Consider the following 15,004-nt stretch of genomic DNA (forward strand, 5'->3'; position numbering starts at 1 on the left):
CTAAGGGTCGTGTGACGGGTAAACCTGGGGCGTCGATGGGACCTGGCCGATCCCGTCAGGCCACGCAATCTTAGATTATTGTGTGCCTGGTGACAGGCCCATGGCAACCATTGGGATGGGCCGCCGTAATAAACGGCCGGGGAGACCGCCGCCGGGGGAGAGGGGGCCGGAAGGTCTGTCCCCTCCGCCCCCCGCGCGCCCCATGAACACCCGGAGACTTACTTCTCCAAATCCTTGAACTGCCGCCGCAGGTCGAACTCGCGAGAGGCGACGGCGGTTTCCATGGCGCCGATCTCGCGATCCAGGTCGCGGAACTTGGCGCGCAGGCCGGCCAGGGTCTGGTCGGGGCGGGTGGTGACCGACCGCCAGAACACCTCTTCCTCGTTGCTGCCATACAGCCCCTGGGGCTGCGGCTTCAGCACGACGGCCAGCACGATGTAGGCGATGATCGTGGCCGGGAAGAAGAACACCAGGCCCAGGAACATGCCCAACCGCACCAGCCAGGCGTCGACGCTGAAGTAGTCGGCGACGCCGGCGCAGACACCGGCCACCTTGCCAGCGCGGGGGTTGCGATACAGACGGTGGGGGTTGGGGCTGCCGAAGGTGCCGCCGCCCCCGTAGGTGCCGCCCTGGGCGCCGGCGGTGGGGTTGGTCCAGCGGCTGCCGCCGCCATACCCGCCCGAACCGCCACCGGAGGTCCCGCCGGGGGGCCGCCGCCCCGGGAAGGGCGGCGGGTTAGAGCCTCTACCAGTCATTGCCGTGCCCTCCAGCCCGGGGCCTCCGCATCCAGGATCTTCTCCAGCTGCTGGATGCGGCTGTCCATTTCAGTGGCGCTGTGCCACAGGTCCGACAGCATGCGCTCGTCATCGACCGACAGTGTCTTGGCGACCCGCCACTTGGTCACATAGTGGGCGATGATCCACACCGGCGCCACGATGACCATGAAGATGATGGGTACGGCGACAAGTGCGTCCAGGTCCATGGACAGATTACCCCTGGTTCTTGGTCGCCAGCTTGGCCTTCAGGGCCTGCAGCTCGGATTCGACCTTGTCGTTGCTCTCCAGCTCGGCGATCTCGTCCGCCAGGCTGCGCTTGCGTCCCATATCCAGGACTTCCGCCTTGCCTTCCAGGACATCCAGGTTGCGCTCGATCTGGTCGAAACGCGAGAAGGCATCCGTGATGCGGTCGTCGTGAAGCTGGGTCTTGACCTTCAGACGCGCCGTGGCGGTCTTCTGGCGGGCGACGATGGCGCGTTCCCGCGTCTTGGCGTCCTGCAGCTTGGCCTGCAGCTGGCCGATATCGTCGTTGGTCTTCGCCAGGGCCTCATCCAGGCGGCCCAGGTCGGTCGTCAGGCCGTCGGCGGCTTCGGCGATCTTGGCGCGGGCCATCAGGGCGCCCTTGGCCAGGTCCTCACGGTCCTTGGACAGGGCCAACTCGGCCTTGCGCTGCCATTCCTCGGCCTCACGGCGGAGTTCGACCAGGCGGCGCTCGATCTCCTTCTTCTCCGCCACGGTCTTCACCGCGGAGGAGCGAACCTCGACCAGCGTGTCTTCCATCTCCTGGATGACCAGACGGATGATCTTCTCCGGGTCCTCGGCGCGATCCAGGATGGCGTTCAGGTTGGAATTGATGATGTCGCTGAGGCGCGAAAAGATGCCCATGAGTCAGGTCTCCTTCAGGCAAGGGCGATGAAAAGGTTGCTCAACACGGTGGCGACCGCAAGGATGATCCAAGCTTCAGCCGGCACGGCGCGGAAATCGTCCGCCAACATGGCCAGTTGGCTCTGGGCCCGGCTGGCGAAGAAGCCGGCATCGCCGGCCTTGTCGTGGATCGTGTGGTCGGTCATCGCTGCATTCCCCTTCGATGAGTTCCTTGCATTCGATCGTGTGTCCCTACATGAGCAAGGGGCGTGCCAATTGTATCTTCCTGTCATAAGTCATTGATAATAAACAAAACACATCAGTCTGCATCCTGGGCGAAGCCGGGCGATTTATCCAAATCCACGATTATGTGGCGAATTTCGCCAACTGCTGCCATGATCAGCCAAGCCGCCCCCCTTATGCGGTAGTTTCCGCCCCGCGAGCGAATCACCCATGGCCTCCTCCGCAACCCCGCCGTCCCTGGTCGGCCAGGCCGCGTCCTTCCTGCAGCTGATGGAGCATGTGTCGCGGGCGGCCCCGCTGAACCGCCCCACGCTGGTCATCGGTGAGCGCGGCACGGGTAAGGAACTGGTGGCCGCCCGCCTGCACTATCTGTCGTCCCGCTGGGACAAGCCCTTCATCAAGCTGAACTGCGCGGCCTTGTCCGAGACGCTGCTGGAGACGGAGCTGTTCGGGCATGAGCAGGGCGCCTTCACCGGCGCGGCCAAGCGCCATGTCGGCCGGTTCGAGCTGGCCGACGGCGGCACCCTGTTCCTGGATGAGATCGCCACCAGCTCGGCCTCGGTGCAGGAGAAGATCCTACGCGTCGTCGAGTATGGGGAGTTCGAGCGCGTGGGCGGCACCCAGACGGTGTCGGTGGACGTGCGCGTGGTGGGCGCCACCAACGCCGACCTGCCCAAGATGGCGTCGGCCGGAAAGTTCCGCGCCGACCTGCTGGACCGCCTGTCCTTCGACGTGGTGACCATCCCCCCCTTGCGGGCGCGGGCCGACGACATCCCCATGCTGGTCGACCATTTCGGCATCGCCATGGCGCGCGAACTGGGGCGGCCCTTCTTTCCCGGTTTCGCGCCCAAGGCCATGAGCCAGCTGTTGGCCTATCCCTGGCCCGGCAACATCCGCGAACTGAAGAACGTGGTGGAGCGGGCGGTCTACCGCGCCCAGGGGGCGGAGCGGCCCATCGACGAGGTCGTCTTCGACCCCTTCGACTCTCCCTTCCGCCCCGTGGCCATGCCCGGGGACCGCCGCGCCGGCCCGGCGCCGGCGGAGGAAGCGGAGGCCGAGGCGACGCCCGCCACCCCCACCGCGCCCGGCCCCGCAACGGCGGCGCCCAGTGGTCCCTGCAACTTCCTGGAACAGGTGGCGGACTTTGAAAAGGCGCTGCTGCGCGCGGCGCTGGAGCGCAACCAGTTCCACCAGAAACGAGCCGCCGCCGACCTGGGCCTGAACTACCACCAGTTCCGCGGCTATCTGCGCAAGTATGAGCTGCTGGACCGCCGCAGCGCCGCCGAGTGATCGGCGCCATTTCTACGTTTTTTTTCACCAGGACGCGACCGCGTCCGCCGGAGTTTTGCGGGGAGCCGCAGGCGGACTGCAAAACGAGGACATGCCAAGGCCGCGGATGCGGCGCCCGGCGTTTGAGGGAGCACCTAAAACATGCGACCAAACGCCGCCCTGAAAACGCCCTTTTTGCCCTCTAGCCCTGGATCAGGGCCGATGGGGCCGCCCACACCACCGGGCGGGCAGGACGCCTGGGGATGGCGAAGGGATAAGGGGTCAGGGTTGACCAGCCGGCGCTTTCCGCAGGGTCACCCATCCCTTAGATAGGGCCTGTCACCGCCTCTTTCCCCGATGACCGGCGCTCCCAAAGGGACGCCTTAGTTGAGCCGCCGCCTTGAGCCCTGACGACACCGACACCTCGCTGCGCGCCTTCCGCCCCGTGGGCAGCCAGCCGGCGCCGCGCCGCAAGCCGGCCGCCCCGGCCAAGGCCGCTTCCCCCCGTGTGGCCCCCCGCCCGCGCCCCGATGGGGGCGATGAAGGCGGGGCTGGTGGCAATGGCGGCGGCGGTAACAGCCAGCCGCCGCGCCGCCGCCCGCCGCCCGGCCGGCGCCCGGCGCCCAAACGCCGCGCCGGCGGGCCGCGCATGCCGTGGTGGGTGAAGACGCTGGTGGTGCTGGGCATCTGGGGCATCATGGTCTTCGCCGGCGTCGTGGCCTATTTCGCCTATGACCTGCCGGAAATCAGCCAGGTGGCACAGTTCCAGCGCCGCCCGGCCGTCACCGTGTTGGCGGCCGACGGCAGCAAGCTGGCGCGCTTCGGCGACATGCGCGGCGAGACGCTGGAGGTGTCGGAGATCTCGCCGGACCTGGTCCACGCCGTCCTGGCGGTGGAGGATCGGCGCTTCTACAGTCATTTCGGTGTCGATCCCATCGGCATTGCCCGTGCCGCCTGGACCGATTACCGCACCGGCCACATGCGGCAGGGCGCCTCCACCATCACCCAGCAGCTGGCGCGCAACCTGTTCCTGTCGCCGGCCAAGACCATGCGCCGCAAGGTGCAGGAGGCCATGCTGGCCCTGATGCTGGAGCACCGCTACACCAAGGACCAGATCCTGGGCGCCTACCTGAACCGGGTGTACCTGGGTGCCGGCACCTATGGCGTGGACGCGGCGGCACGCACCTATTTCGACAAGCCGGCGACCGAGGTGAATTTGCGGGAGGCGGCGATCATCGCCGGCCTGTTGAAGGCGCCCTCCAAATACTCGCCCAGCGCCAACAACGAACGGGCCGAGCAGCGCATGGCCGTGGTGCTGGCCACCATGGTGGACGCCGGCTACATCACGGTGGAACAGGCCAAAGCGGTGGTGAACCAGCCCGCCCAGCCGCGCGCCAACCCGGCGGTCGAGGGCGACGGCCGTTACTTCGCCGCCTGGGTGGCTGACCAGGTCAACGCCTTCATCGGCCCCAACCATGGCGACCTGGTGGTCCACACCACCTACGATGCCAAGATGCAGCGGGCGGCGACGGCCCATGTGGCGGAAATCCTGAACGGCCCCGGCGCCGCCGCCAACGTCCACCAGGCCGCCGTGGTCATCATGGCGCCGGACGGGGCGGTGAAGGCCATGGTGGGCGGCCGCGATTACGACGAAAGCCAGTTCAACCGCGCCACGCAGGCCCTGCGCCAGCCCGGGTCCTCCTTCAAGCCCTTCGTCTATCTGGCGGCGCTGGAGGCGGGCCGCACGCCCGACGACCTGATCCTGGACGCCCCCTACAAGCGCGGCAAGTGGGAGCCGAAGAACTACGAGCCCGGCTATATGGGTGAGATTCCGTTGCGCACAGCGCTGGCCCACTCGGTCAATACCGCCACCATCCGCCTGTTGGAAAGCGTGGGCATCGACCGCGCCATCGCCGTCGCCCGCCGCCTGGGCATCACCGCACCCTTACGCCGCGACCTGTCGCTGGCCCTGGGCACCAGCGAGGTGACGCCGCTGGAACTGACGGGTGCCTACACCGCCATCGCCAATGGTGGCCGCGCCGTCTTCCCCTACGGCATCACCGAGATCCGCGACGCCGACGACAGCGTGCTGTACCAGCGCAAGGGCAGCGGTGCCGGCTATGCCATCGCCGCGGCGGAGGACGCCAACCTGGTGCGCATGATGATGGGCGTGGTGCAGGTGGGCACGGGCAAGTCGGCCCAGCTGGCCGACCGCCCTATCGCCGGCAAAACGGGCACCACCCAGGACTATCGCGACGCCTGGTTCATGGGCTTCACCGCCGACTACGTCACCGGCGTTTGGCTGGGCAACGACGACGGCGATGAGATGAAGCGCATCACCGGCGGCACCCTGCCGGCCAAGCTGTGGAAGGCCATCATGACCGACCTGGAGCAAGGCCTGCCCGTGCGCGACCTGATCCCGCTGCAGCCCGCCGCCGTGCAGGACCAGGCCCCCGACGGCCCGGCCGTGCCGCCCCTGCCCACGGTGGAGACCGTGCCCCTGGACGGCGCCCCCACCGCGGCCGGCACGCCTGCGGTCGACACGACGGGCCAGGTCAAGCCCGAGGCGGTGCAGAAGGAAGATGACCAGGACGACGACAAGGACGTCCCCGACCAGGCCCCGTCCAACAAGCCCGACCCCATCGGGGACCTGCTGAACAAGCTGAAGAAAGAGCAGTAGTTTGGGGTTCCCCAGGCGCCGGCGGCGCATCCGCGCCTTGGCCGGCGCCCCTCACCCCACCGGCTGATATAGGATCACATCCTCGAACGCGGCCAGGGCTGGTTCCATCTCCGTGGCGATGGGATTGTGGTGGGCCAGTACGCGGGCGGCGAAGCGGTTGGCGACCAGCATCTTGCGGTGGTCGCCCAGCTTCAGGTCGGCCACCGCCTCCTCGCACAGCAGGGCCGTGGCCAGGGTGTCGGACAGCAGGTCCAGCAGGCGCCGGCCGTGGCGCGGCGCCTGGTCCGGGTTGCGGCGCAGGTGGGACAGGGCGGCCCGGCATTCCTCCAGCGCGCCCTCCAGCAGGTCGGCGGTGCCGCCCGCCTGGGGCGGCAGGTCGGACAGGGCGGCGCCCACCCGGCCGAGGAAGATCTGGTCGCCGGGCCGCTTGCCCGCCACCAGGCGCAACAGCTCCAGCGCCTGGATGTTGGCCGGCCCTTCCCACACGGCGGTCACCAGGCAATCGCGGTAAAGCCGCGCGGTGGGGAATTCCTCAGTGTAGCCGTTGCCGCCCACCATCTCGACCGCCGTGCGGCAGGCCTTCACCGCCTGGTCGGCGGTGCGGTACTTGGCCAGGGCCGTCACCAGGCGCAGCCAGTCGCCGCCCTGTTCCGGATCGCTGTCCCCGGTCGCCAGGGCGTCGAAGGCGAACACCGACTCGAAGGACAGCGCCACCGCCGCCTCCAACTCCATCTGCATGTCCAGCAGTTGGTCTTGCACCATGGGATAGTGGACCACGGTCTGGCCAAAGGCGGCGCGGTGCGCCGACCAGCCCAGCGACTCGACGAACGCGCGGCGCAGCAGGCCGGCGGAGGCGACGGCGTTGTGGATGCGGCTGTACTCCAGGGCGGCCATCATGACCTTCAGCCCCTCGCCCGGCCCCGCCACCTCGAAGGCGGTGGCGCCGTTGAGATCCAACTCCGCCGTGGCCAAGCCGCGCGTGCCCACCTTTTCCTTCAGGCGGCGGATGCTGTAAGCATTCGGCTGGTCGCCCTCCAGGTGGCTGGGCACCAGATAGCAGCCCAGGCCCCTTCCACCACTTGATGGGCCACCCGCCGGTGCCCCATCGGGGCGCGCGGTGGCCAGGGCCAGGCCGGATCCGGCGTTGCTGGTGAACCATTTCAGGCCATGCAGGGCCCAGGCCTCATCCGTTTTCACGGCCCGCGTGGTGGTGGCGCCCACATCCGATCCGCCATGCAGCTCCGTCGCCCAGGTGCCGCCGGACAGCGCCTGGCCGTCCATGCGGATCAGGTGTGGCAGGAAGCGCGTCCGCAGATCGTCGGGTGCGACAGTGTTCAGCACGTGCGCCACCGCCCCCGTCATGGTGACGGGACAGTGGATGGACACGTCGGCCTGGCTCAGCAGATAGCCCATGGTGAAGCAGGCCAGATGCCGGCCCGAGGCGCCCTTCTGATAGGGCAGGCCGACGGCACCCCGGGCATAGGCCTCGGCATGGCATTCCAGATAGCGGGGGTTGAAGACGATGGGGGCGCCCTGGTGGCCGTTGGGGCCATAGGGCTGGGGCGTGTGTTGCGGGTTGGCGTGGCGGTCGGTGTATTCCGCTTGCTCATCCAGCGGGCCGCCGGCCCAAGCGCCGAAATCGGCCAGCCTGTCCTCATGCCGCTGCAACTCCTCCGGCGCGCGCCGCTCCAACAGGCGCTGCAGGTTGATGTCGGCGATGTAGAGGTTGGTGCCCCGGGCGGTGCGGGGAACCTCATCTGGCTCGATCAAGGGGCGTCCTCCAACGCTGGGCTGACGCCATTGTGCGCCGGCCGGCGGGGTGGTTCAACGCGCCCGGTGGAAATGGGAGGTCAGGTCCCGGATCAAGCGGTCGGATTCCAGGATGAGGCGCTTGCGGTGGTACAGGGCGCCCGTCCAGGTGAGGGTGAGGCGCACGATCCGGCCATGGCCCTGTTGTTCATCCAGGATGAAGCTGCGCTCGCCCTGCACCGGCGCCAGCATGCGATGCACCAGCCGATACCGCTTGCAACTCGCCACAGTGAAGGCTTCGCGGCGGCGGACCCGGAAAAAGCCCTGGGTGCGCACGCCAGTGTCCAGCCGCCATATTGTCTGGCCGTCGGCAGCGGTGGTGGGCTTGACCATGGCGAAGTGTCGCCAATCCCCTTGGTTCGGATAATCGTTCAGCAGCGCCCAGACCCGTTCTTTGTCATTGGGGATCATGATGGTCGAACGGGTGACGGTGCAGGGCTTCTGCTGTTGTTCCACGACCTTCGCCGTGGCCACCGCCGCGCTCCCGATGGCGCCCAGGGCGATATGCACCCACTCCATGGCCGCCGCCGCTTCAGCCGGCGCCGGCCAGGCCGGGGAACAGGTTGCGCAGGCCGGCCGCGATGGTCTCCACCGCGACCGAGGCCAGCAGCAGGCCGAACAGGCGGCTCATGATGTTCAGGCCGATTTGGCCCAGGCGGTTGCCGATGGGGCCGGCCAGGCGCAGGGCGCCCCACAGCAGCAGGCAGACGAAGACGATGCAGCCGATGATCAGGCCGCCATGGATGGGGCCGTGCCCCTTCTGCATCTGGATGATGACAGCGGTGATGGCGCCTGGGCCGGCCAGCAGGGGCAGGCCCAGGGGCACCACGCCGATGGCGCTGCGTCCTTCCGCCTCGCTGGCCTCCCCTTCCGTCTGCTTCATGGCGGAGACGTTGGCGTTCAGCATGGACAGGGCGATCAGCAGCAGCACCAGGCCGCCGCCCACGCGGAAGCTGTCCAGGCTGGTGCCCAGCAGGCGCAGCACCAGGTCACCCACCAGGGCGGAGACGATCAGCACGGTGGCCACGGTCAGGACCGCCTGGCGGGCGATCATGTTGCGCTCGCGCTGGCTGCGGCCCTCGGTCAAACCCAGGAAGATGGGAATGGCGGCGAAGGGGGTCAGAATGGCGAACAGCGCGATGACGAACTTGCTGTATTCCTGCCACGACGCCACGAACGACGATAAATCCAAGGCCACCCCCACCACGCTGACCCCGCGCCCAGTCGCGGGGGTGTGGCAGAGTACCGTTGGCGACGGCGCCGCTTCAACCGCTCAGCATACGGTTTCCTAATGGAAAAACGCCGCCACGATGTCCAGCGCCGCGTCCACGGCCGCCGCATCCACGTCCAGGTGGGTCACCCAGCGCTGCAGGCCGTAGGTGCTGGTGACGGCGATGCCGTGGGCCTTCAGGTGGGCGTTGAAGGCGTCGGCCACGTCGGGCGCCACGGCCACGAACAGGATGTTGGTGTCGGGTGGGGTCACGGTCATAGCGGGGAAGGCGGAGAGGCCCTCGGCCAGGCGCTGCGCGTTGGCATGGTCGTCGGCCAGCCGGGTGACGTTGTGTTCCAGCGCATACAGGCCGGCGGCGGCCAGGATGCCCACCTGGCGCAGGCCACCGCCCAACATCTTGCGGATGCGCCGGGCGCGTTGGATCAGGTCGGCCTCGCCCACCAGCACACTGCCCACGGGGGCGCCCAGCCCCTTGGACAGACAGACGGACACGGTGTCGAAGCCCACCGCCACCTCGGCCGCCGGCACGCCCAGGGATGTTGCGGCGTTGAACACCCGGGCGCCGTCCAGGTGGGTGGCCAGGCCGTGGCGGCGGGCCAGGTCGACGGCGTCCCTCATGTAGGACAGGGGCAGGGCGCGGCCGCCCAGCGTGTTCTCCAGCGCCAGCAGGCGGGTGCGGGCGAAGTGCGGATCGTCCGGCTTGATGGCGGCCTGGACGTCGGCCAGCGCCAGGGTGCCGTCGGCCTGGTGGGCGATGGGTTGCGGCTGGATGCTGCCCAGCACGGCGGCCCCGCCCGCCTCCCAGCGATAGCAATGGGCCATCTGGCCCACGATGTATTCGTCGCCCCGGCCGCAGTGCGCCATCAGCGCCGCCAGGTTGGACTGCGTTCCCGAGGGCAGGAACAGGCCTGCCGCCTTGCCCAGCAGCTCCGCCGTCCGCTCCTCCAGCCGCTTCACCGTCGGGTCGTCGCCAAACACATCGTCCCCCACCTCCGCATCCGCAATGGCCTGGCGCATGGCGGGGCTGGGCCGGGTGACGGTGTCGCTGCGGAAGTCGTGGCGGATCATGGGGAAGGGGTCCTTTGAGGCGAAGGCGGCCCGTCAAAACAGGCGCTGCAGAAGCAAGTCCATCCGCTGATGCAGGATACGCAGTATGTCGGTCAAGCCAGCTTCGCTGCGATAGACGATCAGATGCTTTTCGACGGCCAGGATGCGGCAACCTTCAGTCAAATCATCCCGCCTTCGGCTGCCGGGGAGGAGGGATTGTCGCCTAGTTTGCGAAAGGCCTTCGTCAGATGCCCGGTATAGGCCAGCGCCTGGGCTTCGCCCCACTGATCGGCGGTATACGCCGCGATGGACTCGAGGTCGGCTTCCGCCAATTCGGTGAGGCGGAAGGGCATGGATCAGCTGGGTCGGGATTGGCGTGCCCGGGCAATGCCACGGGAAATGATCTCTTCCACGCTGCGGGTGGAGAAAAGACCTGCATCCGCTTGGCGGACGCCTTCCTGCACGGCGGCGCGAAATGCTTCCATTTCCAGCTGCTCCAGACGCGCGGCCAAAGCGGCATCGAGGACCGTATCAATGTCCTGGCCGGTTAGCGCCTGCAGGCGGGCCAACCGTTCGGCGGTGCTGTCCTGGATGTCGATGCGCTGCGTCATGCTGAATTATATGCGGGCGGGAACGGCTTTTGTCCATTCCCGCCCGTGACAGGCTGCTTACTTGATCCCGTCGCCCAGCGCCTGGTCGATCAGGGCCTTGGTCTCGGCCACACCATAGAGGGCGATGAAGCTGCCCATGCGGGGGCCGGTGCTCTGGCCCAGCAGCACCTCATAGAGGGCCAGGAACCAGGCGCGCAGCTCGGGGAAGGGATGGCGCTTGCCGATCTCATAGACCTCGTTCTGCAAGGCCTCGGCGTTGGTCAGGTCGTCGGCCGGCCACTGGGCCAGGGCCGCGCGCAGTTCCTCCAGGGCGGCACGCTCCACCTCGGTGGGCGCGCGGTAGACCTTGGTGGGCTTCACGCGGTCTTGATAGTAGGCGACGGCGTAGCCCACCAGCCGGTTCAGGAAGGGGCTGTTGGCCGGGGTGGCGGCGGGGGCGTAGCGGCTGATGAAACCCCACATCACGTCCGCGTTCTCGGCGTTGGCGGCACCCGCCAGGTTCAGCAGGATGCCGAAGGACAGGTTCGTCTTCAGCCGGTCGGCGGCGGTGGCCCACTCCGGCACCTGGCCGTTGTGGATGTGCCAGGCCGGGTTCTCCAGCGCCTTGGCCGGATCCTCGCCCTTCAGCTTGTCGACGAAGGTCAGGTAGTCGTCGACCGCGCGCGGGATCACGTCGAAGAACAGCTTCTTGGCGGCGCGCGGCTTCTGGAACATGTAGAGGGCCAGGCTTTCCGGCGGGGCGTAGCGCAGCCACTCCTCCATCGTCAGGCCGTTGCCCTTGGACTTGCTGATCTTCTGGCCCTTGTCGTCCAGGAACAGCTCGTAATTGAAACCCTCGGGCGGCTGGGCCCCCAGGATGCGGCAGATCTTGCTGGCCAGCTCGACGGAGGGGATCAGGTCCTTGCCGGCCATCTCGTAATCGACGCCCAGCGCGAACCAGCGCATGCCCCAGTCGGGCTTCCATTGCAGCTTCACATGGCCGCCGGTGACGGGGGTCTCGACCTTCCTGCCGTCCTCATCCTGGAACACCACGCTGCCGGCGTCCGGGTTGATCTCCAGCATCGGCACCTGCAGCACGCGGCCGGTGCTGGGGCTGATGGGCAGGAAGGGGCTGTAGGTCGCCCGGCGTTCCTCGCCCAGGGTCGGCAGCATCACGCCCATGATCTCGCCATAGTGGCGCAGCACGGCCAGCAGGGCGTGATCGAACCGGCCGGAGGTGTACCAGTCGGTGCTGCTCTGGAACTCGTACTCGAAGCCGTAGCTGTCAAGGAAGGCGCGCAGGCGGGCATTGTTGTGGTGGCCGAAGCTCTCATGCGTGCCGAACGGGTCCGGCACCTTGGTCAGCGGCTTGCCCAAATGCTCGGCCACCATCTCGCGGTTGGGGATGTTGTCCGGCACCTTGCGCAGGCCGTCCATGTCGTCGGAGAAGGCGAACAGGCGGGTTGGCACGCCGGGGGCCAGGCGTTGGAATGCCTGGCGCACCATGGTGGTGCGGGCCACCTCGCCGAAGGTGCCGATGTGCGGCAGGCCCGACGGGCCATAGCCGGTTTCGAACAGGACATAGCCTTTGGCCGGGGCCTTGTCGCCGTAGCGCGCGACCAGTTTGCGCGCCTCCTCAAACGGCCAAGCCTTCGCCTCGCGTGCCAGTTCCTGTTCCGTCGCCATCGCGGTCACTCACGTCAATTCGGATGTGGAAGAAGCCCGGCTCCACAGCGATGCCGAGTCGGGCTCGGCACCGTAGGCGCTGCCAGGAATACGGTCAATCGGGGGCCTAGGCGGTCCCGCCCTGCGCCGCCTGCTCGTCCCCGCCACTTTCTTGCTTATAGGGGGCTTGCTCAAGGGGATCGTAAACCCAGCGCTTGCGCGTCTCCGGCAGCGTGCCGGTGGCGATGCCCTCGCGCACGTCGCGCAGCAGGCGGTTCATGGTGGCGACGTTGTGGATGGACAGCAGCTGCATTACCAACAGCTCCCCCGCCTTCAGCAGATGGTGGATATAGGCGCGGCTGAAGTTGCTGCAGGCGTAGCAGTCGCAGACCGGGTCGATGGGGCCTGGATCATCGCGGAAGCGGGAGTTGCGCATGTTCAGCCGCTCCCCCTTCGCCTTGGGGGCGAGCGCCCAGCCGTGGCGGGCGATGCGGGTGGGGCTGACGCAGTCGAAGGTGTCGATGCCCTGGACCACGCCGGCGAAGATGTCGCGGATGCCGCCGATGCCCAGCAGGTGCACCGGCCGGTCGGGATGGGTGTGGGGCATGGTCATGGCCACCACCTCATCCATCTGGGCGGTGTTGGCGCCCAGGCTGCCGCCCACGGCCGTGCCGAAGAAGGGGCGATCCTTGGTGTAGGTGGCGCTTTCCTTGCGCAAATCCTCATACACCCCGCCCTGGATGATGCCGTAGAGGGCCTGGGGCAGGCCGTTGTAGCTGATACCCCCGCCCTTCGCGAATTCCTTCAAGCTGCGGTCGCCCCAGCGGTGGCTCAGCGCCATGGACTTGGCGGTGTAGGCGCGGTCGACATGGAAGGGTGTGCACTCGTCGAACTGCACGATCAGGTCGGCGCCTAGCTTGCGCTGGATATCGATGGACAGTTCGGGCGACAGGAACAGCTTCTCGCCGTTCATGTAGCTGCGGAAGGTGGCGCCCTTCTCGCTGATCTTCAGCAGGGTGGTGTCGCGCGTCTGGGTGCGGCGGCCCTTGATCTCATCCGCCACCGAGCCGTGGCCCATGGAGAAGATCTGGAAGCCGCCCGAATCGGTCAGCATGGGGCCGTCCCAGCCCATGAAGCGGTGCAGGCCGCCCATCTTGGCGACGATGTCGGCGCCGGGCTGGATCATCAGGTGATAGGTATTGGACAGGATGATGTCCGTCTTCTCCGCCCGCATCTGCGCCGGCGTGACGCCTTTGATGGACGCCTTGGTGCCGCAAAAGATGAAGTTGGGGGTGGAGATGGTGCCGTGCGGCGTGGTCAGCCGGCCCAGGCGCGCCCGGCTGTCGGGGGCCTTGTGGGTGATCTCGAACGAGAACCCGGGATAGGAGGTCGGCAGGTCGGACATGGGCACGGACTCTGAAACGAAGGGGAAGGACGGGGTCAGCCGCGGGTTTTGGCCAGATGGGGCACGCCAAGATGCGGCGCGAGGGCCCGGCGCGACAGGTACATGAAGGGGGTGTCCAGCAGGCTGGCGACCACCCGCATGAGATAGGTGCCCAGGATGTAGGTGAACACCAGGGCATGCCAGTCCACCGGCGTCTCGGCGAAGACGCGCCAGGCCAACAGGCTGAAGACGGTGTTGTCGATCAGCGCCGACACCATGGTGGAGCCGTTGTTGCGCAGCCACAGGTGCCTCTGCCCCGTCGCCCCCCGGATCTTCTGATAGATCCAGACGTCGCACAGCTGGCTGGCCAGGTAGGAGGCCATGCCGGACAGGAACAGGGCCGGGGCCGGCAGGAACAGGGCGGCCAGGTGGTCTTGCGTCGACAGCGCCCAGGCCATGTCATCGCCGGCCTGCTCCGCCGTCATGGGGCGGAACCCCAGGCTGACCAGCATCATCAGCGTGAACAGCAGATAGCCCGCGAAGCTGAGGTAGATGCCGCGCCGCGCCGCCTCCCGCCCGTAATGCTCGGTCAGGATGTCCGTGGCGAGATATGTCGAGCTGAACAGGATCGTGCCCATGGCCACGGGGTGTTCATAGAAGGGGAATTGAACCGCCTTCAACACCTCGACGTTGGCGCCGATGATGGCGACGATGATGTAGATGTAGAGGCCGGACTGTCCGAACAGCCGGGCGAGCGCCAGGATGGCGCTGAAACAGAACAGCATTTGGCCCACCAGCAGTGCTGCTGGCGGCAGGCCGTTCAGAAATTCGACGAGAGCGGCGGGCGAGAGCGTCATGGATGTGAGGCCCCAGCCCGCGGGCAAGGCGATCGTCACGCGGGAATGCCTATGGGCCGCAGGCGGCCCCATCAGACAGCATTCGTTCACAAGGATCGGGGCGGCACCCGGCGGGGCCGCCCCATTCCCGGAAGGCGTGCGATGCTTAGGCGGCGGCCTTGTTGGCCAGGACCTTGGCGATGCGGCGCTTCACGCGGCGCGCATCCAGCGACAGCTCGCTATCCCGCATGTCCAGCAGGGCGCTGTCCAGGCCGCCCTTGTGCTCGATCGTGCGGATGCCCTTGGTGGACAGGCGCAGACGGACCATGGTGCCCAGCGCGTCGCTCAGCAGCGAGGTCTCCTGGAGGTTGGGCAGGAAACGCCGGCGGGTCTTGTTGTTGGCATGGCTAACGTTGTTGCCGAACTGCAGACCTTTGCCGGTCACATCGCACTTGCGGGCCATTGGAGCACCTTCACGGAATAACAAGAATTACGACCCCGGGCGCACACCGCTCCGGAGGGAAGCGGCGATATAACCGAAGGGACCCGGGAGAGTCAAGGGCGCCCCGAACCGCGATTAGCGGGAGGCAGCCATCAGTCAAGCCGATGT

At 67.6% G+C, this 15,004-nt stretch carries 17 protein-coding genes; 2 read left to right on the top strand and 15 right to left on the bottom strand.

Features of this window, described 5'->3' with window-relative positions:
* Positions 1–218 precede the first annotated feature (218 nt).
* The 4 genes from pspC to FBZ89_RS30715 are packed head-to-tail and all read right to left on the bottom strand — an operon-like array spanning position 219 to position 1,846.
* Entirely contained in the window at positions 219–755 is a 537-nt protein-coding gene (gene pspC, locus FBZ89_RS06595) for an envelope stress response membrane protein PspC (protein WP_145749213.1), read from the bottom strand.
* On the bottom strand, positions 752–982 hold the full coding sequence (pspB, locus tag FBZ89_RS06600; RefSeq protein ID WP_040845458.1) for an envelope stress response membrane protein PspB: 231 nt from the start codon (positions 980–982) through the stop codon (positions 752–754). Before pspB ends, pspC begins: the two co-directional genes overlap by 4 nt.
* Positions 983–989: 7 nt before the next feature.
* Positions 990–1,661, bottom strand: coding sequence for a phage shock protein PspA (gene pspA, locus FBZ89_RS06605; RefSeq protein ID WP_145749214.1), 672 nt, complete (start codon positions 1,659–1,661; stop codon positions 990–992).
* A gap of 14 nt (positions 1,662–1,675) precedes the next feature.
* Positions 1,676–1,846, bottom strand: a complete 171-nt coding sequence (locus FBZ89_RS30715) for a hypothetical protein (RefSeq protein WP_157999463.1) — start codon at positions 1,844–1,846, stop codon at positions 1,676–1,678.
* A gap of 247 nt (positions 1,847–2,093) precedes the next feature.
* Here FBZ89_RS30715 and pspF point away from each other — a divergent pair, with 247 nt between their 5' ends.
* Both pspF and FBZ89_RS06615 read left to right on the top strand, forming a co-directional pair.
* A complete protein-coding gene (gene pspF, locus FBZ89_RS06610; RefSeq protein WP_145749215.1) occupies positions 2,094–3,173 on the top strand; it encodes a phage shock protein operon transcriptional activator in 1,080 nt (359 codons plus the stop codon).
* Positions 3,174–3,552: 379 nt separating this feature from the next.
* Positions 3,553–5,832 carry a transglycosylase domain-containing protein gene (locus tag FBZ89_RS06615; protein WP_246172068.1) on the top strand — a complete coding sequence of 760 codons (2,280 nt, stop codon included), beginning with the start codon at positions 3,553–3,555 and terminating at the stop codon, positions 5,830–5,832.
* A gap of 51 nt (positions 5,833–5,883) precedes the next feature.
* Here FBZ89_RS06615 and FBZ89_RS06620 read toward each other — a convergent pair whose 3' ends face one another.
* From FBZ89_RS06620 to rpmB, 11 genes are all read right to left on the bottom strand, one after another.
* Positions 5,884–7,602, bottom strand: coding sequence for an acyl-CoA dehydrogenase family protein (locus tag FBZ89_RS06620; RefSeq protein WP_145749216.1), 1,719 nt, complete (start codon positions 7,600–7,602; stop codon positions 5,884–5,886).
* Between the two features lie 54 nt (positions 7,603–7,656).
* Positions 7,657–8,160, bottom strand: a complete 504-nt coding sequence (locus tag FBZ89_RS06625; protein ID WP_145749217.1) for a hypothetical protein — start codon at positions 8,158–8,160, stop codon at positions 7,657–7,659.
* A gap of 13 nt (positions 8,161–8,173) precedes the next feature.
* On the bottom strand, positions 8,174–8,833 hold the full coding sequence (locus FBZ89_RS06630) for a MarC family protein (protein WP_186457224.1): 660 nt from the start codon (positions 8,831–8,833) through the stop codon (positions 8,174–8,176).
* A gap of 96 nt (positions 8,834–8,929) precedes the next feature.
* Complete coding sequence (gene ltaE / locus FBZ89_RS06635) at positions 8,930–9,940, bottom strand: low-specificity L-threonine aldolase (protein ID WP_145749219.1); 1,011 nt, start codon at positions 9,938–9,940, stop codon at positions 8,930–8,932.
* A gap of 33 nt (positions 9,941–9,973) precedes the next feature.
* Complete coding sequence (locus FBZ89_RS30720) at positions 9,974–10,102, bottom strand: type II toxin-antitoxin system RelE/ParE family toxin (RefSeq protein WP_186457225.1); 129 nt, start codon at positions 10,100–10,102, stop codon at positions 9,974–9,976.
* On the bottom strand, positions 10,099–10,272 hold the full coding sequence (locus FBZ89_RS30725) for a type II toxin-antitoxin system RelE/ParE family toxin (RefSeq protein WP_186457226.1): 174 nt from the start codon (positions 10,270–10,272) through the stop codon (positions 10,099–10,101). Before FBZ89_RS30725 ends, FBZ89_RS30720 begins: the two co-directional genes overlap by 4 nt.
* 3 nt (positions 10,273–10,275) lie before the next feature.
* Entirely contained in the window at positions 10,276–10,530 is a 255-nt protein-coding gene (locus FBZ89_RS30730) for a hypothetical protein (RefSeq protein WP_186457227.1), read from the bottom strand.
* A 57-nt stretch (positions 10,531–10,587) separates the two neighbouring features.
* Positions 10,588–12,195: a lysine--tRNA ligase gene (locus FBZ89_RS06645; RefSeq protein ID WP_145749221.1), complete on the bottom strand. Its 1,608-nt coding sequence runs from the start codon at positions 12,193–12,195 to the stop codon at positions 10,588–10,590.
* Positions 12,196–12,301: 106 nt separating this feature from the next.
* Positions 12,302–13,579 (bottom strand): tRNA guanosine(34) transglycosylase Tgt, encoded by a 1,278-nt coding sequence (gene tgt, locus FBZ89_RS06650; RefSeq protein ID WP_145749222.1) that lies wholly within the window; start codon positions 13,577–13,579, stop codon positions 12,302–12,304.
* A gap of 35 nt (positions 13,580–13,614) precedes the next feature.
* Complete coding sequence (locus FBZ89_RS06655) at positions 13,615–14,415, bottom strand: queuosine precursor transporter (protein ID WP_145749223.1); 801 nt, start codon at positions 14,413–14,415, stop codon at positions 13,615–13,617.
* A 145-nt stretch (positions 14,416–14,560) separates the two neighbouring features.
* Entirely contained in the window at positions 14,561–14,857 is a 297-nt protein-coding gene (rpmB, locus tag FBZ89_RS06660) for a 50S ribosomal protein L28 (RefSeq protein WP_145749224.1), read from the bottom strand.
* Between the last annotated feature and the right edge of the window lie 147 nt (positions 14,858–15,004).

Origin of the sequence: Nitrospirillum amazonense (assembly GCF_007828045.1) — a bacterium.
In the GTDB taxonomy this organism is placed as follows: domain Bacteria; phylum Pseudomonadota; class Alphaproteobacteria; order Azospirillales; family Azospirillaceae; genus Nitrospirillum; species Nitrospirillum amazonense_C.